A 17,283-nucleotide genomic window follows, 5' to 3' on the forward strand; every position below is an offset into this window, starting at 1 on the left:
TGAACTTTGTGATAGAAATACTCGCATCTCGCACCTCGTATCTCGCATCTCGCATCTCATCCCATATCATTTTCCACCCCGCTTCAAAGCGAATGAATTTCGCCAACTTTGCCCCCCTTAAAAATATAAAGAAAATAAAGAAAATCTTTGCGTATAAAAACAATTACCCAAGAAACCCCATCCCAAGAATCTCCTCGCCATCATAAATAGCAACAAACTGCAAAGCTTCCTCCTCGTGGAAATAGGAATCAAAAGTGAAAATACCATTATCAACACTAACTTTTTGCTCTTGAATCTCAAAACGGTAACTTTCATAATTCGGTAAAATAGAAACCAAATGCAGAGAGGGTAGAGGTTGTGGCATATTCAGCTGTACAGAAATCCCCTCATCATAACTTGTTTTTTTAATAAAATCCTTCGCCGAAGGAATTTTTCCAAAGACAAATGAAGAAAGCAATCTTTTCCCTTCTGTGGTTTTCAAACCTTGGTAAACAGTCCTTTTTCCACGTTCAGAAATGGTATCCAAATCTTTAATCGCGGTCATCAATTTTGCAAATTTCTGATACAGATATCGGTCGCCACACTTTTTATAGTAAGGATAAATGGCATTTCTGAGCATTTTCCCCGTTTTAGAACAATGCCCAAACTCACTGCTGTTTTCTCTTACTCGAGCATAGTTTTCCTTGGTTTTAAAATCATCTCGATTAAAACCACTTTTCTTGCGCACCACAGAAACCCCGTTTAGTTCATAAAAAACCAAACCATCTATAGATCCCTGAAATTGTAAAATGCTCTTGTATCTCGCCATGGGTTAATCAAATGAATATCAAAAGTAAGGAATAGTCATGACATGCACAACTTTAATATATAGTTATAGTATAGTTATAGTATAGTTGATATATAAATAATTAATGTTATATTTGTATAAAAGTAGTAAACGAAGGGTGTTATAAGCGATGTATTCTAATAATGAATAAATCACTGTAATATCCTAAAAAGAGGGAAAACTGAATCATGAATAAAAGAATACTTTTTCTAGTCGTATTGATACTCACGGTAATTTCTTGTGGTTCCCGTAAAACGGTGTCTCACAAACCTAACACTTCCACAGAGAATCTTAGAAACCTAACCTCCAAATTTGAAGGTCAAAATTCTTATCAAGTCAAAAAAATCCTAAATGACGCAGAAGATTTCTTAGGAACACCATATAAGTTTGGCGGAACCAGCAAGTCTGGTCTAGATTGCAGCGGGTTGGTCATCAATGTTTACAATGAGAATAAGGTGAAAATGCCAAGACGTTCAATAGACCAAGCACAACAAGGAAAAAAAATAGAAATTTGGGAAGCAAAACCCGGAGATTTGTTGTTTTTTGCCACTAATGGGAATAGAGTGGTTTCTCATGTAGGTATCGTAAAAGAAATTAAAAACAGAGGAGAAATTACCTTCATTCATGCTTCTACTTCTAAAGGAGTAATCGTATCTTCGCTGAACGAAAAATATTGGAACAAAGCTTTTCTCTTTGCCAAAAGAGTACTCTAAATAATGAATTATATTATCCAAAAACTTAAAAATTTACCTTACCATACACATTTAGGTTCACTCTTAAAACCTATAGAAAGTGAACTGAAAGAGTATCAGTTTTTAATAACAGACTACCTTTTCCTCTCTCCTGAAAAAGACTTACCGATTCAGAATTTTTCCAGTAATTATGAAATCTTTGATGCTGAAAATTTTTTAGACTTAGCCCAAAAAGATATCAAGTTCAATTATGGATATTTTGCAGCAATCCCAAAGGATAAAGAGATTGTCTTAGACTTAGAAAATTTGCCTTATGTAGAAGGAAATCCGGAAATTTGGTATAATGATTTTTTAAGAGATGACGCCGAAATAGAGATTTATGCTTACGATGGCAGTTATAGTCTAATAAAATTTAAAAATTCAAAATTATCTAATACCTTTGCAAAGTATTTTCCAGAGGCTGAATTGCTGGAGAATTTTCAATTTTAACTAAAAAATTAAAATAATGATGTCTTTACAACAAACCATTGAAAACATTTGGGATAACAGAGATTTATTACAAAAAGAAGAGAGTAAAACTGCCATTAGAGAAGTGATTGCTCTTTTAGATAAAGGCGAATTGCGTGTTGCTGAACCTACAGAAAACGGTTGGCAAGTAAACGAATGGGTGAAAAAAGCGGTAGTAATGTATTTCCCTATTCAGAAAATGGAAACCATAGAAGTAGGTCCTTTTGAATTTCATGACAAAATTCCTTTGAAGAAAAATTATGCAGAAAAAGGAGTGAGAGTGGTTCCTCATGCTGTGGCTAGAGAAGGGGCTTATATTTCTCCAGGAGTTATTTTAATGCCTTCTTATGTAAACATCGGGGCGTATGTAGATTTCGGAACCATGGTAGACACTTGGGCAACGGTAGGTTCTTGTGCTCAAATTGGTAAAAACGTTCACTTAAGCGGTGGAGTAGGAATTGGTGGAGTTCTCGAACCATTACAAGCAGCTCCAGTAATCATTGAAGATGATTGTTTCGTGGGTTCTAGATGTATCGTAGTAGAAGGAGTTCATGTAGAAAAAGAAGCAGTTTTAGGCGCAAATGTAGTGCTTACAGCTTCTACAAAAATTATAGACGTTACGGGTGATACTCCAGTAGAATTGAAAGGAAGAGTTCCTGCGCGTTCTGTGGTGATTCCGGGAAGTTATACGAAGCAATTTCCTGCAGGCGAATTCCAAGTTCCTTGTGCTTTAATTATCGGTAAAAGAAAAGAATCTACAGATAAGAAAACCTCTCTTAACGATGCTTTAAGAGAAAATAATGTAGCAGTATAAATGGAGAAAATTGTAGTTTACACTGCTATTTTTGGAGGGTATAATGAGCTTATTGAACAACCCCAATTTGAAAATGTAGATTACGTTTGTTTCACAGACCGTAATCTTTCATCTTCTACTTGGAAGGTGGTGGTAATTCCAGAACCGCCAGTTGGCAACGACAATACCCGAAACAACAGATACTACAAAATTTTACCGCATCTTCATTTGCAGGATTATCAATACAGCATTTATATTGATGGTAATTTTATTATTAAAAAAAATCCACAGTTATTGATTAAAAATTTCTTGAATGAAGAAGTTTCCATGGCCTGTTTTGATCATAATCAAACCATTATGGACCCTAGAAATTGCGTTTATCAAGAATATGAAGCCATCGTAGCATTAGCCGAAACTGAAAATAAGGTAAAAGACGATTTAGAAGTCATCAAAAAACATATTGATTTCCTAAAATCTGAAAACTATCCTGAAAACAATGGTCTTATTTCTGGCGGTGTTTTAGTGAGAAAACATTTTGACGAAAAGCTCATCAAAGTCATGGAAGAATGGTGGTATTTCGTGAAGAACTTTTCTAAAAGAGACCAATTGAGTTTCAATTATGTCGCTTGGAAACATCATTTTAAATACAATGTAATTCCAGGAGACATCAGAAAGAAGAATGATTACGTTTACCTTCTTGGGAAGCATAAAAGCAATATTGCCAAAGACTTATGGAAATATAAAATCAAACGATTTTTAGGTCTTAACTCATAAAAAAAATCTACTCTTCACGAGTAGATTTTTTATTTATAAATTGTTGTCTTTTATTCATAAAACACAAAGAATTTCAATTATTTACTTTATTTTTTTTCAATCTAAAACTCTTAGCTTCTTCAATTCGCTAGCGAATTTTAACTTTGCTTTCTTGATTATTTTTGTTTTATGCAATTAATCTTTGCGTTTAAAAATAAATTAGATTTTTCTGATGACGATGGTTTATTAATTTTCTTCTAATTTTTTCAATCCATTAAGCGTTACGTATCTTTTTAGCCTTTGATTTTCTTTCATAATGGCTTCATTCACACTTTGGTCGCTCCAATTTTCTTTGTGATAAAGGTGATATTGTACTGCAAAATTTCTAAGCGAATACAAGTGGTAACCCATTCCCTCAAAACGCCAAGTTAAGTCAATATCTTCACCAATTGCAGGCAAAACATAATCTTCATTAAACCCATTAATTTTTTCCAATGCTGATTTGTAACAAGAAAAATTACAACCTTTTATTTGGCTCATTTTTCTAAGGTAAGCAATGAAAGAAAAGATAGATTTTGGTGAAATGTAAATTCCTTCTTCATAGAATTTTGCACCATCTTTTTTGATGGATTTTATCTCGGGGAGAATCACTTTTGCAAATTCAGAAACCGTTTTTGCATTTCTTAATTGGTCAGAATAATTAGGGCCGAGCTTGATTCTTTTACCCGCTAAAATTCTATCTTCTCGAGCAAATTTTAAGTGATTTTCTATAAAATTTGGGTGTAAAACGCAATCACCATCTATAAAAATAAAATAATCAGCATCTATTGTTCTAATGGTATTGTTGAGCGCTTTATTTTTTTGCCAACCTAGATCTTCTTGTGTTAAGTGAATTAAATCTAATTTACCACTGTAATTTTTTACAAAATCAGCCATTTCTGTACTGTTTCCATCCTCGGAAATCACAGTTATAAAGTCAGAAACACTTTGTTGCTCTACAGATTTTAAAACGACGGCTAAATCGGCAGTATTTTTATATACAGAAATGATAAGTGCTGTTTTCATATGTAGTTACTTATTGTTTTTTTAAGGTCATATGCAATCGCTGATTCTTCATTAGCGTTTGTGTTTTCTAATTATGGCGATTTCATGCTTATAAATTGGTGGTGATTCCTTGTTCAGTCCAAGTCAGTTTTTGGTCTCTTGTGTTTTTTCTGATGGCATTGTTTTTTGCCCAAGTTTCAGGATTTACATAACCTCTTGCATGGTCTAGATGCACGCAAATTGCGCTGTATCTTATTTGTTTTCCCTTAACTCCTAAATTTTCCAGCCTTTCTCCTAATTCTCGGTCTTGTCCACCATATTGCATCTCTTGGTTGAATCCATTGATTTTAACCAAATCTTTTTTCCAACCAGAAGCGTTATGACCATTCCAAGATGGTTTAGTAGGGGTTAAAAAATTGAGGAGTTTCGCTTTGAAAGCTTTAGCAGGCAGTTTATTGTTTTTGAAAGATTTTTTCAATCCATTTTGGGTTAACCAATTCACATCAAAACACTTTTGTGAAAGCACATCTTCTTTGCTGATGAGTTTTGAAATATTCATGGGCAACATGAAATAGCCTCCCGATAAAAACCTTCCCGATTCTCTATTGTTAAGGTGAGTTTCTACAAAATCTTTTCTGGGAATACAGTCTCCATCAGTAAAAATCAAATAATCCGTAGTAGAAGCAAGGATGGCTTTATTTAGAATCTGCGATTTCTGAAAACCATTGTCTTCTTGCCAAACATGAATAATAGGAATGTCGAGTTCAGTTTTGTATTTCTCAATCAAGTTTTTTGTGGCTTCTCTAGAACCATCATCAGCAATAATAATTTCGAAATCTTTGGTAGTTTGTACGCTAAATCCCCAAATCACTTTTTCTAGCCATTCTTCCGAATTATAGGTACTAAAAATTACCGATGCTTTCATATTTTTTATATTTCGTCACAAAGATACTTTTTTAGCCTAATATTCAAAAATTCCGCAGAACGATATTTGTTACGTTCAAAAATTTGAAAATAATTTCCATTTTCAAAAAAATCTCTATATTTGCAAAAGAATTAGACAAAAAATGAAAAATTTAAACTTAATCCATCATCATCATCATCTCATCTAAAGGCGAGTTGATAATGTATCATGTATTATAGTTAATAAAATATTTACGATCCGCCTTGAGTTTTTCAGGCGGATTTTTCTTTTTCATTACTGCAGAACTCGAGGCTTAAAAAATAAAATCAAAAAATGAGTTCACTTAAAATTGCAGTTCAAAAAAGCGGAAGACTTTTCGAAGATTCTATTAAACTTCTCAAAGATTGCGGGATTTCTTATGATAATGGCAAAGACCAATTAAAAGTTCAAGTAGAAAATTTCCCTATCGAAATCTATTTTCTTAGAAATTCAGATATTCCTCAATATGTAGAAGATGGAGTGGTAGATGTAGCCATCGTGGGCGAAAATTTACTCATCGAAAAGCAAAAAGACATCGAAATCGTTCAGAAATTAGGTTTTTCTAAATGTAGAGTTTCTTTAGCCGTTCCAAAAGAGGTAGAAACTGATGATGTAACGTATTTCCAAGGCAAAAAAATAGCGACTTCTTATCCAAATACCGTTAAAAATTTCTTATCCGAAAACAATATTGAAGCAGAAATTCACGTGATTTCTGGTTCCGTAGAAATTGCTCCAAACATGGGTAGCTGTTGCACAACTCCTTTTTTTAGAAAATAGTTTTCAAAAACATAAAATTTTGACCTCTTTAGAAGCAATTTTAGAGAGGTTTATTTTTTAATTAAGATTCAAAATCATAAAATTTGGGGTGCTTAAAATTGAGTTATTGATGCTTGGGAAGACTGATTTTATAAAAGCAAAGTTCTTCCCTTGTTTTAGAGATAGAACTTGGGCTAAAACACTCGGTTTTTTGGTGATAAAGCGTAAGTATTTTTTCAAGTTGTAGGTTAAACTTGCCATTAATACGTGTTTGTTTGCGTTTTTGATGCCTCGTGTATTGACTCTCTTCATGTTCGTAAAGTTGACCAACGTTCCTATCACGGGTTCTACTGTTTTACTTCGCACTTTTACCATTTTCTTGGCATATTTCTCGTTTTGGGTGAGTTTTTGGTGCATGCGGTCGTAATGTTCTTTGTGGATGCTGTCGTCTAATTTTTTGAACTTGGTGCTTTTGCCACAGCATTGTTCTCTTAGTGGACAGTTTTTGCAATCTGTTTCGCTACTTCGGTACGTTCGTTTGGTGTAGCCTTTACTATCCCTTTTTTCGCCTTTGAAAAGCAGTTTCGCTTGGTTGCCTTCGGGTTTTGTGCATTGGTAATAATTTTCTTCTTTGTTGAAGGTAAAACCTTCTCGCTCGGGTTTGTATTGTCCGAAGTTTGGGATGTAAGCGTTGATGTTTTTTTCATGTAAATACGCCAATGCTTCACCACTGCTGTAACCACCATCGGCTAAGAGTTCTTCGAGTTCGATTCCGTTTTCTTTTAAGTTTTCTTCGGTAAGTTCTACAATTTGTTCTAAACATTGACTGTCGCGTTTATCAGCAAAATCAGAACACGCTCCTGTAATGACATGGTGCGCATCGTCTACTGCGATTTGTCCAAAATAATTTAATTGTCTCGCTTTGCCAGGTTTTACGCTTACTCTGGCATCTGTATCTGTGGGAGAATAATGGGTGTGATTAGACAAGTATTTGGGACGGATGAGATTGCCGTTTTCGTCGGTTTGATTGCTGTTGCTATTTGCTGGCATTCCTTTATACGCTTCTGCTTTCCAATCGTGGTGGCGTTCTACCAGTTTCTTGCGGGTGGAAGTTACTTTGTATTCGCTGTTTTCTTCTAATTCGTTTACAAAAGCACTGGCATCTTCCAAAACTTCCTTCTCTACCAAACTATCCATACTGGCGTTGGCTTTGATGAAAACGCTGTCCACCGCTTGTCGTTTACCACGAACCATGCCTTTAGAAACGCACATTCTCAAGACTTCTTTAAACAAGTTTAAAAACACTTCTTCGCCATATAAATTGCGAGTTCGGCTAATGGTACTGTGCCAAGGAAGCTGCTCATGTACATCATAACCTAAAAACAATCGTATCGACAAGCTATCACTACAAAAAGCAATTAATTGTCGATCACTATTGATGTTATTCAAATATCCCACCAACAATATCTTAAAGAAAACTACAGGATCTATACTCTCTTGGCCTTCTTTGCCATAATACTTTTGAGTAGCTTTGTAAATGAAATGTAAATTGAGTTCGGTTTGCAATTTTCTGTAAAAATTATCCTCTGGAACCAAATCCAACAAATTAACCGAAACAAATAATTGGGGCGTAAAACTCTTCTTTCCTTGCATATTTAAATTTACGAAATATCCAATTTTTATACAAATTTTTGTATATTTGAGTTGTGCAACAAGCACATGGGATTAGCAGACGGAATTTGTGATATTGTAAGCTCAGGAAGTACACTTTTTAAAAATGGTCTTAGAGAAACTGTAACTATTCTAAAATCTGAGGCAGTTTTGGCAAAAAATAAAAATCTTTCTGCTGAAAAATTAGAAATTTTAGAGAGACTTTTATTCAGAATTCAGGCCGTTTTGAAATCTAAAAACACCAAATATATCTTGATGAACGTTCCTAATGAAAAAATTCAAGAGGTTTCTAGCATTGTGCCAATGTTGAAAAGTCCTACCATCGTACCTTTGGTAGAAGAGGGTTGGAGCAGTTTGCACTCTGTGATTGAAGAAAAAAGATTTTGGGAAGTTATAGACCAACTCAAAAAAGCTGGTGCAGAAGGCATTCTTATTATTCCAATCGAAAAGATGATTCTATAATTTACAACTCAACGACTGTACGACTTCACAACTTTACAATTAATTATGAACATAATAGAATTTCCACCTAAAAATACATTCAGCAGTCTTACCAAAAGACCTGTTTTTGAAAAAAATGACATCGAAAATCTTATCAAAGGAATTTTCGAAAAAGTAGAAAATGAAGGCGATAATGCTTTGAAATTTTACGCTGAAAAATTTGACAATCAAGTTTTAGATACCATTGAAGTTTCTGAGCAAGAAATTATAGAAGCCATCAGTTTGGTAGATGAAGAACTGAAAATTGCAATCAATACAGCAAAAAATAATATTGAAATATTTCACCAATCTCAAAAAGAAGTTCCCAAAAAAATAGAAACAACAGAAGGAGTAGTTTGTTGGCGAGAAAGCAGAGCGATTGATAAAGTTGGCTTGTACATTCCAGGAGGAACTGCGCCACTTTTTTCTACGGTTTTAATGTTAGCGGTTCCAGCACAAATTGCGGGTTGTAAAGAGATTATTTTGTGTTCACCACCTCAGAAAAATGGAAAAATTAATCCTATTATTTTATATGTTGCCAACGTTTGCGGAGTTTCTAAAATTTTTAAAGTGGGTGGAGCTCAAGCCATTGCTGCACTGAGTTTAGGTACGGAAACTGTTCCGAAAGTTTTTAAAATTTTCGGGCCAGGAAATCAATTTGTAACCGAAGCCAAGATTTTTGCTCAAAAATTAGGAATTGCGATTGATATGCCAGCTGGACCGAGTGAAGTTTTGGTCATCGCAGATGAAACCGCTAATCCAAGTTTTGTAGCAGCAGATTTACTTTCTCAGGCAGAACATGGAGTAGATTCTCAGGTGGTCTTCTTGACGACTTCTAAAGAAATTTTAGAAAAAGTAAAACAGGAAACCGAAGCTCAATTACAAGATTTACCTAGAAAAGATATCGCAGAAAAAGCTCTAGAAAACAGTAGTTTTATCCTCTTAAATTCCATAGAAGTATGTATTGAATTGAGCAATGAATATGCACCAGAACACTTAATTCTTTTCATTGAAAATCCTGAAAATATTTTATCAGAAATTACCAATGCAGGTTCTATTTTCATAGGGAATTATACGCCAGAAAGTGCAGGAGATTATGCCAGTGGAACCAATCACACTTTACCAACCAACGGAAATGCGAGAGCTTACAGTGGTGTTTCTTTAGATAGTTTTGTGAAGAAAATTACCATTCAAAAAATTTCTGAAAAAGGAATTCAGAATCTTGGGAAAACGATTGAAAAAATGGCAGCAGAAGAAGGACTTTTTGCGCATAAAAATGCAGTTACATTACGCTTAAAAAAATTAGAAAATGGAATTTAAACTCGAAAATTTGATAAGAGAAAATCTTAAAAATCTAAAACCTTATTCTACGCTTCGTGATAGTCTAGATTTTGATGCGCCTGTTTTTTTAGAAGCCAACGAAAATCCTTTCGGTGAATACAATCGTTATCCAGATTCTACACAAAAAAAACTAAAGGAAAAATTAAGTGGACTTAAAAATATCAACCCAAAGAATCTCTTCATCGGGAATGGAAGTGATGAATTGATAGACTTGATTATCAAAGCTTTTTGTGAACCCAAAAAAGATGAAATTTTGGTCATGAATCCATCATTTGTGATGTATTCTTTTTATGCTAAAATCAATGATAATAAAGTTAATGTTTTAGAATTAGATGAAAATTTTCAAATTGATAAAGAAGATTTTTTACAAAAAATTCAGAATGAAAATTTGAAGGTCTTATTTCTTTGTTCACCCAATAATCCTACAGGAAATGAATTGGCAGATTTAGAGTTTTTCATTGAAAATTTCTCGGGAATTGTGGTTTTAGATGAGGCTTACATAGAATTTTCTTCTAGAAAATCAGCAATTTCTTGGTTAGCGAAATATCCAAATCTTATAGTTCTGCAAACTCTTTCTAAAGCTCATGGAATGGCAGGTTTGAGAATTGGAATTGGCGCAGCTTCTACAGAAATCGCTACTTTGATGAATACCATAAAAGGTCCTTATAACGTGAATTCTTTAAGCCAAAAAATAGCTTTGAGACAACTTAATGATGAAAAAGTTTTTAAAGAAAATCTGGAACAAATTTTAGCAGAAAGAGAGTTTCTAAAAGTTCAACTGAATCAATTGGATTTTGTGAAAAAAATCTATCATACAGAAGCCAATTTTTTCTTAATCAAAGTAGAAAATCCAATAGAAATATATGAATTTTTGCTAGCTCAGAATATCTTGACCAGTCTGAGACATCCTCAAATTGAAAATGCGTTGAGAATAAACGTAGGCTCAAAAGAAGAAAATCAAAAATTAATAGAAACCTTGAAAAATTATAAAAAGTAAAATGAAGAAAAAAGTATTATTCATCGATAGAGACGGAACTTTAATTATAGAACCACCCATTGATTTTCAGGTTGATTCTTTAGAAAAACTGGAATTTTATCCAAGAGTTTTTCAGAATTTATCCAAAATTGCCAAAGAATTGGATTACGAATTGGTAATGGTGACCAATCAAGACGGTTTGGGAACTGAGAGCTTTCCGTATGAAGATTTTATTAAACCTCAAGAAAAAATGATGAAAGCTTTCGAAAATGAAGGAATTTTCTTCTCTGATGTTTTTATAGATGAAAGTTTCGAGCACGATAATTCTCCGAACAGAAAACCTAGAACAGGAATGCTTCAAAAATACATTTTCGGAAATTACGATTTAGAAAATTCTTTTGTGATTGGAGATAGAAAAACCGATGTAGAATTGGCGAAAAATCTTGGTTCAAAATCTATTTTTATTTCAGATGAAACCAATGATGAAGCTACTTTTTCTACAAAAAGTTGGGACGAAATCTATCAATATCTTAAACAAATTCCAAGAAAAGCGAAAGTAAAAAGAACAACCAAAGAAACTGATATTTCGGTAGAATTAAATCTTGATGGAAGCGGAAAATCTAGTATTGATACGGGTTTGAAGTTCTTTGATCATATGTTAGAACAAATTTCAAAACACGGAAATTTTGATTTATTTGTAAAAGTAAATGGCGATTTAGAAGTAGATGAACATCATACGATTGAAGATACTGCCATCGTTTTGGGAGATTGTTTTTTACAAGCTTTAGGAAGCAAAAAAGGCATTGAAAGATATGCTTTCGTTTTGCCAATGGATGATTGTTTGGCACAAGTGGCGATTGATTTCGGTGGAAGACCTTGGATTGTTTGGAATGCAGAATTTAAGCGTGAAAAAATTGGAGAACTGCCAACAGAAATGTTTTATCATTTCTTCAAATCGTTTTCAGACAGTGCAAAATGTAACCTGAATATTTCTGTGGAAGGAGAAAATGAACACCACAAAATAGAAAGTATTTTCAAAGCTTTTGCGAAAGTTTTAAGAAATGCAGTAGCACAAACCGACCAAAATTTCAACCTTCCAAGTACAAAAGGAACTTTATAAATAGTTGATAGTTAATGGTTATCGGTTGATAGATTTAATTATTGTAAATAGAAATTTTTATCATCAACTAACAACCATCAACTGACAACCATCAACCAAAAATTATGATAGCAATTATAGACTACGATGCAGGAAATGTAAAATCCGTTCAAAATGCCTTGAAAAAATTAGGTTTTGAAGCGGTGATTACTTCTAATATCCAAACGATAAAAAACGCTGATAAAGTGATTTTTCCAGGAGTTGGAGAAGCTTCTTCGGCGATGAAAAAACTTCAGGAGAGAGGTTTAGATAAAGTTATTCCGAATTTAAAACAACCTGTTTTGGGAATTTGTCTTGGAATGCAACTGATGTGTAATGCTTCGGAAGAAGGCAATACAAAAGCATTGGGAATTTTTGATTGTGAGGTGAAATTGTTCCCGAATTCTGACATTGTTCCACATATGGGATGGAATAATGTTGCTGAAATAAAAGGAAAATTATTGGAAAATATATCAGAAATGGATAATTTTTACTTCGTTCACAGTTATTATGCAGAAGTTGGTGAAAGTACAACATCGGTTTGTGATTATATTACGCCTTTCAGTGCTACTTTGGAAAAAGACAATTTCTATGCAGCTCAATTTCACCCAGAAAAATCTGGAGATGCTGGTTTTAAATTATTAGAAAACTTTTTAAATTTAAGATTTTAGATTTACGATTTTAGATTAAAAAAATAAAATCGTGATTCATAAATCGTACTTCGTAAATAAAAAATATGAAAATTATTCCTGCAATAGACATCATCGAAGGAAAGTGTGTAAGACTTTCTAAAGGTGATTATGATACCAAAAAAATATACAACGAAAATCCAGTAGAAGTAGCCAAAGAATTTGAAGATTTCGGGATTCAATATTTGCATTTGGTGGACTTAGACGGTGCAAAAGCCAAGAAAATCATCAACCAAAAAGTGATTGAAAACATCGCTAAAAAGACCAATCTCATCATCGATTTTGGAGGTGGAATTCGTTCTGAAGAAGATTTGCAAAAAGCTTTTGATAGCGGTGCAAAAAAGGTAACTTTAGGAAGTATTGCTGTGGTAAATCCAGAGTTGTGTTTGGCTTGGTTAGAGCAATTTGGTGCTGAAAAATTGATTTTGGGAGCAGATTGTTTGGATCGAAAAATCAAAACTTCAGGTTGGCTAGAAAATTCTGAAACAGATGTGGTAGATTTCATTAAAGAATATCAGAAGAAAGGCTTCAGAGAAGTGGTTTGTACCGATATTTCAAAAGACGGAATGTTGCAAGGTCCGTCCACTGCATTGTATCAAGAAATTATAGAAAATTCAACGATTGAATTGATTGCAAGTGGTGGAATCTCGAACATAGAAGATGTACAAAAAATGAAAGAAATAGGTTGTGCTGGAACCATCATTGGTAAAGCTATTTATGAAGGAAGAATTTCATTAGAACAACTGTCAAAAATTTAAAAAATGCTCAAAAAAAGAATCATTCCTTGTTTGGATATAAAAGACGGAAGAACCGTAAAAGGTGTTAATTTTGTTGGCTTGATAGATGCAGGAAATCCTGTGGAATTGACAAAAAGTTATGTAGATGAGGGTGCAGATGAACTGGTTTTTCTAGATATTACCGCAACTCACGAAAATCGAAAAACTTTGGTTCAGTTGGTGGAGAAAATTGCTGAGGAAATCAATATTCCGTTTACTGTTGGAGGCGGAATTTCAGAAATTTCTGATGTTGATAATCTTTTGAAAGCAGGCGCAGATAAAATCAGCATCAATTCTTCGGCGGTGAAAAATCCTGATTTAATTAAAACTTTTGCAGATAAATTCGGGAGTCAATGCGTAGTGGTGGCGATAGATTCTAAACAATTTGGAGATGAAGATTACGTTTTTGTGAACGGTGGAAGAATAAAAACCGACTATAAAACCCACGATTGGGCAAAAAAAGTAGAAGAATTAGGAGCTGGAGAAATTTTGTTGACTTCAATGGATTTTGATGGAACAAAACAAGGTTTCGATGTGAGATTGCTCAATGAAATTTCTAATATTGTCAATATTCCCATTATCGCTTCTGGAGGCGCTGGAAAAATTGAAGATTTCACAGAAGTTTTTAACGAAACCAAAGCTACAGGAGCTTTAGCAGCAAGTATTTTCCACTTTGGAGAAATTAACATCAACGATTTAAAACAAGTTTTAAAACAACAAAATATTGCCATAAGATGAATTTAGATTACGAAAAATCAGGAGGTTTAATTCCTGCAATTATACAAGACGAAACCACATTACAAGTGTTAATGCTCGGTTTTATGAACGAAGAAGCTCTAAAATTAACAGAGGAAACAGGAAAAGTTCACTTTTTTAGCAGAACCAAAGATAGAATTTGGTTAAAAGGAGAATCTTCTGAAAATTATTTATATGTAAAAAGCATCGAAAAAGACTGTGATGATGATACTTTACTCATCAAAGTAAAACCAACAAATGTGGTTTGTCATACTGGTAATTTCAGTTGTTTCGGAGAAAAAGATACCAAAGGTTTTTTGTATGAATTAGAATCGATTATCAACCAAAGAATTGATGAAAATGTAGAAGGTTCTTATACTTCAAAACTTTATCAAAGAGGCATCAATAAAGTGGCTCAAAAAGTAGGAGAGGAAGCAGTAGAATTGGTAATTGAGGCAAAAGATAATAACGATGACTTGTTCAAAAATGAAGCAGCAGATTTATTGTATCACTTTTTAATTTTATTGAAAGCTAAAAATTTCAAATTAAAAGATATTGAAGAAGTTTTGAGAGGAAGACATTAACAAAAAACAGAGCAATTTGCTCTGTTTTTTTATTTGATAGATTTGATGAAAGCTTCCGCTTTTTCTTTCCAATCTTTATTTTCTAAAAGAATTTTCACAAATGCAGTTCCTATAATTCCGCCTTGTGATTTTTCGGTAACTTGTTCGAAATCAGTTTTGTTCTTAATTCCGAAACCAATCATTACAGGATTTTCAAGGTTGATGGAAGCCAATTTATTTAAGTATTCATCATTTTTCACTTCTTTATTTTCGTTTCCTGTGGTAGATGAACTAGAAACAGCGTATAAAAATCCTGAACTCAAAGAATCTAAACATTTGATGCGTTCTTCCGAAGTTTCTGGAGTCACCAAAAAGGTAAAATTCAATCCATATTTCTCTAAAATAGGTTGATAATTTTTTTCAAATTCAATCGGTGGTAAATCTGGAATAATTAATCCTGAAACTCCAGAATTGGCACATTCTTCGCAGAATTTTTCAAAACCGAAACTTAAAACAGGGTTAATGTAACCCATTAAAATCACAGGAATTTTGATTTCATCTTTCACCGATTTCAGTTGAGAAAAAAGTTGAGCGATGGTCATTCCGTTAGAAAGTGCTAATTCGTGTGCACCTTGAATAACTGGTCCATCAGCAACAGGATCAGAATAAGGCATCCCGATTTCCATCATATCTGCGCCAGAATTCTGGATGGTTTTCATAATTTCTGCAGTATCTTCTAAAGTAGGAATTCCGGCAGTGAAATATATATTTAATTTTTTCATTTTTAATTTTCAATTTTCAATTCTTTCAAATAAGTTTCCATGTCTTTATCTCCACGTCCACTCAAACAAATCACCACCACATCGTCTTTTTGAAAATTTTTCTTTTTCAAAACTTGCAAAGCGTGAGAACTTTCTAAAGCAGGAATGATGCCTTCTAATTTGGTGAGTTCAAAAGCAGATTCTAGCGCTTCGTCATCATTAATGCTGAAAAATTCTGCACGATTATTTTTAAATAAATTCGCGTGAAAAGGCCCAATTCCTGGATAATCTAACCCTGCAGAAATAGAATGCGGCTCGATAACTTGTCCATCATTGGTTTGCATCACAATGCTTTTGCTACCGTGCAAAACGCCTGTTGTTCCCAAGAAAGTTGTGGCTGCAGATTTTCCAGAATTTACACCAAAACCACCAGCTTCCGCTGCAATAATTTTTACCGAAGGTTCATCTACAAAATGGTAGAAAGTTCCTGCTGCATTGCTGCCGCCACCAACACAAGCAATGACGTAATCTGGGTTTTCTCTTCCTATTTTCTCTTTCAATTGCCATTTAATTTCCTCAGAAATCACACTCTGGAATCTCGCCACCAAATCAGGAAAAGGATGCGGACCAACTACGCTTCCGATGATGTAATGGGTAGTTGTAGCGTTGTTAATCCAGTCTCTTAAAGCTTCATTTACAGCGTCTTTCAGAGTTTTAGAACCCGAAGTTGCAGGAACAACTTTTGCACCGAGCATTTTCATTCTGGCAACATTTGGAGCTTGTCTCGCAATATCGATTTCGCCCATGTAAACGATGCATTCTAAATTCATCAAAGCACAAGCTGTAGCCGTTGCAACGCCATGTTGACCAGCGCCAGTTTCCGCGATAATTCTCTTTTTTCCTAGTTTTTTGGCGAGAAGAACTTGTCCGAGAGCGTTATTGATTTTATGCGCACCAGTGTGATTTAAATCTTCGCGTTTTAAGTAAACGTTTGTGGCATATTTTTCGCTTAAATTTTTGGCAAAATAAAGTGGAGTAGCCCTGCCAACATAATTTTTAAGCAAATCATTGAGTTCTTTTTTAAACTCTTCAGATTCTATAATTTCTATATAATTTTGTTGAAGTTCTTCCACGTTTGGATAGAGCATTTCTGGAACAAATGCGCCTCCAAATTCTCCGTAATATCCGTTTTCGTCGGGGTTTCTATATGTTGTCATTTTAGTAATGATTTAAATATTTTTATTTTTTCTAGGTTTTTAATTCCGGATTCTGTCTCAAATTTTGAGTTGATATCTAAGACAATTGGTTGTTGGTTGATGGTTGATAGTTGATGGATGTTTTCCAAAGAAATTCCGCCACTCAAAAAATAAGGTTTTGGAATTTCTATTTCGTTGAGAATTTGCCAATCAAAGGTTTTTCCTGTTCCGCCAAAAGCTTTAGAATCGGTATCGAAAAGGAAATAGTATATTTGTTCCAAGTTCCAAGTTTCAAGTTTCAAGTTTTGGGTTCCAACTCTGAAAACTTTGATGATTTTTACATCTTTGCTTAACCTTTGGCTCAAACTTAAAATAAATTCTTCATCTTCATCTCCGTGCAATTGAATAAAATTGAGTTTTGCTTTTTCTGAAATTTCGGCAATTTTTTCAATCGTTTCATTCACAAAAACGCCTACTTTTCCTTGATGATTGATTGCTAAAATTCCTTCTAAGCTTAAATGATTCAAAACAAATCTCGGGGATTTTTCATAAAATATAAAGCCTAAAAAATCGGTGTTCAAAGATATTAATTCTTGAATTTGATCCATTTTTGTAAGTCCACAAACTTTCAGTTTCATAATAT

18 protein-coding genes and 2 pseudogenes are annotated in these 17,283 nt (G+C 33.7%); 13 read left to right on the plus strand and 7 right to left on the minus strand.

The genetic code is table 11. The features are described from left to right. Positions 1-163: 163 nt before the first annotated feature. Positions 164-808: a hypothetical protein gene (locus KKQ79_RS03555; RefSeq protein WP_213189015.1), complete on the minus strand. Its 645-nt coding sequence runs from the start codon at positions 806-808 to the stop codon at positions 164-166. Positions 809-1,014: 206 nt separating this feature from the next. Between KKQ79_RS03555 and KKQ79_RS03560 the strand changes: the two genes are divergently transcribed. The 4 genes from KKQ79_RS03560 to KKQ79_RS03575 are packed head-to-tail and all read left to right on the plus strand — an operon-like array spanning position 1,015 to position 3,592. Then, positions 1,015-1,539: a C40 family peptidase gene (locus tag KKQ79_RS03560; protein WP_213189016.1), complete on the plus strand. Its 525-nt coding sequence runs from the start codon at positions 1,015-1,017 to the stop codon at positions 1,537-1,539. A gap of 3 nt (positions 1,540-1,542) precedes the next feature. Next, positions 1,543-2,007 (plus strand): hypothetical protein, encoded by a 465-nt coding sequence (locus KKQ79_RS03565; protein ID WP_213189017.1) that lies wholly within the window; start codon positions 1,543-1,545, stop codon positions 2,005-2,007. 19 nt (positions 2,008-2,026) lie between these two features. Then, positions 2,027-2,839, plus strand: a complete 813-nt coding sequence (locus tag KKQ79_RS03570; protein WP_213190672.1) for a 2,3,4,5-tetrahydropyridine-2,6-dicarboxylate N-succinyltransferase — start codon at positions 2,027-2,029, stop codon at positions 2,837-2,839. Beyond that, positions 2,840-3,592, plus strand: a complete 753-nt coding sequence (locus tag KKQ79_RS03575; protein ID WP_213189018.1) for a glycosyltransferase domain-containing protein — start codon at positions 2,840-2,842, stop codon at positions 3,590-3,592. Between the two features lie 225 nt (positions 3,593-3,817). Here KKQ79_RS03575 and KKQ79_RS03580 read toward each other — a convergent pair whose 3' ends face one another. Together KKQ79_RS03580 and KKQ79_RS03585 are read right to left on the minus strand one after the other, a co-directional pair. After that, positions 3,818-4,636, minus strand: a complete 819-nt coding sequence (locus KKQ79_RS03580; RefSeq protein WP_213189019.1) for a glycosyltransferase — start codon at positions 4,634-4,636, stop codon at positions 3,818-3,820. An 88-nt stretch (positions 4,637-4,724) separates the two neighbouring features. Next, complete coding sequence (locus KKQ79_RS03585; RefSeq protein ID WP_213189020.1) at positions 4,725-5,540, minus strand: glycosyltransferase family 2 protein; 816 nt, start codon at positions 5,538-5,540, stop codon at positions 4,725-4,727. Between the two features lie 312 nt (positions 5,541-5,852). Between KKQ79_RS03585 and hisG (KKQ79_RS03590) the strand changes: the two are divergent. After that, positions 5,853-6,302: pseudogene (gene hisG, locus KKQ79_RS03590) on the plus strand (ATP phosphoribosyltransferase); the annotation flags it as partial. Positions 6,303-6,392: 90 nt separating this feature from the next. Here the strand turns inward: hisG (KKQ79_RS03590) and KKQ79_RS03595 are convergent. Next, on the minus strand, positions 6,393-7,967 hold the full coding sequence (locus KKQ79_RS03595) for an IS1182 family transposase (protein WP_213189007.1): 1,575 nt from the start codon (positions 7,965-7,967) through the stop codon (positions 6,393-6,395). 66 nt (positions 7,968-8,033) lie between these two features. On the opposite strand from KKQ79_RS03595, the pseudogene hisG (KKQ79_RS03600) reads away from it, so the two are divergent. From hisG (KKQ79_RS03600) to hisIE, 8 genes and pseudogenes are all read left to right on the plus strand, one after another. Beyond that, a pseudogene (hisG, locus tag KKQ79_RS03600) lies at positions 8,034-8,447 on the plus strand (ATP phosphoribosyltransferase); the annotation flags it as partial. Between the two features lie 45 nt (positions 8,448-8,492). Then, positions 8,493-9,785 carry a histidinol dehydrogenase gene (gene hisD / locus KKQ79_RS03605; protein ID WP_213189022.1) on the plus strand — a complete coding sequence of 431 codons (1,293 nt, stop codon included), beginning with the start codon at positions 8,493-8,495 and terminating at the stop codon, positions 9,783-9,785. Further along, complete coding sequence (gene hisC / locus KKQ79_RS03610; RefSeq protein ID WP_213189023.1) at positions 9,775-10,803, plus strand: histidinol-phosphate transaminase; 1,029 nt, start codon at positions 9,775-9,777, stop codon at positions 10,801-10,803. Before hisD ends, hisC begins: the two co-directional genes overlap by 11 nt. Position 10,804: 1 nt before the next feature. Beyond that, a complete protein-coding gene (hisB, locus tag KKQ79_RS03615; protein ID WP_213189024.1) occupies positions 10,805-11,902 on the plus strand; it encodes a bifunctional histidinol-phosphatase/imidazoleglycerol-phosphate dehydratase HisB in 1,098 nt (365 codons plus the stop codon). A 104-nt stretch (positions 11,903-12,006) separates the two neighbouring features. After that, positions 12,007-12,591 (plus strand): imidazole glycerol phosphate synthase subunit HisH, encoded by a 585-nt coding sequence (gene hisH, locus KKQ79_RS03620; RefSeq protein ID WP_213189025.1) that lies wholly within the window; start codon positions 12,007-12,009, stop codon positions 12,589-12,591. 65 nt (positions 12,592-12,656) lie between these two features. After that, the gene (hisA, locus tag KKQ79_RS03625; RefSeq protein ID WP_213189026.1) at positions 12,657-13,367 is read left to right on the plus strand and encodes a 1-(5-phosphoribosyl)-5-[(5-phosphoribosylamino)methylideneamino]imidazole-4-carboxamide isomerase; all 711 of its coding nucleotides are present in this window, start codon (positions 12,657-12,659) and stop codon (positions 13,365-13,367) included. Between the two features lie 3 nt (positions 13,368-13,370). Then, positions 13,371-14,123, plus strand: coding sequence for an imidazole glycerol phosphate synthase subunit HisF (hisF, locus tag KKQ79_RS03630; RefSeq protein WP_213189027.1), 753 nt, complete (start codon positions 13,371-13,373; stop codon positions 14,121-14,123). Beyond that, positions 14,120-14,704: a bifunctional phosphoribosyl-AMP cyclohydrolase/phosphoribosyl-ATP diphosphatase HisIE gene (gene hisIE, locus KKQ79_RS03635; RefSeq protein ID WP_213189028.1), complete on the plus strand. Its 585-nt coding sequence runs from the start codon at positions 14,120-14,122 to the stop codon at positions 14,702-14,704. Before hisF ends, hisIE begins: the two co-directional genes overlap by 4 nt. Positions 14,705-14,733: 29 nt before the next feature. Here the strand turns inward: hisIE and trpA are convergent, their stop codons facing one another. The 3 genes from trpA to KKQ79_RS03650 are packed head-to-tail and all read right to left on the minus strand — an operon-like array spanning position 14,734 to position 17,278. Next, positions 14,734-15,465: a tryptophan synthase subunit alpha gene (trpA, locus tag KKQ79_RS03640; RefSeq protein WP_213189029.1), complete on the minus strand. Its 732-nt coding sequence runs from the start codon at positions 15,463-15,465 to the stop codon at positions 14,734-14,736. A 2-nt stretch (positions 15,466-15,467) separates the two neighbouring features. Next, entirely contained in the window at positions 15,468-16,661 is a 1,194-nt protein-coding gene (gene trpB / locus KKQ79_RS03645; protein ID WP_213189030.1) for a tryptophan synthase subunit beta, read from the minus strand. Continuing rightward, positions 16,658-17,278 (minus strand): phosphoribosylanthranilate isomerase, encoded by a 621-nt coding sequence (locus KKQ79_RS03650; protein ID WP_213189031.1) that lies wholly within the window; start codon positions 17,276-17,278, stop codon positions 16,658-16,660. The genes trpB and KKQ79_RS03650 overlap by 4 nt, the downstream gene beginning before the upstream one ends. Positions 17,279-17,283 lie beyond the last annotated feature (5 nt).

It is taken from the genome of Cloacibacterium caeni (assembly GCF_907163125.1).
GTDB classification, from domain to species: Bacteria; Bacteroidota; Bacteroidia; order Flavobacteriales; family Weeksellaceae; genus Cloacibacterium; species Cloacibacterium caeni_B.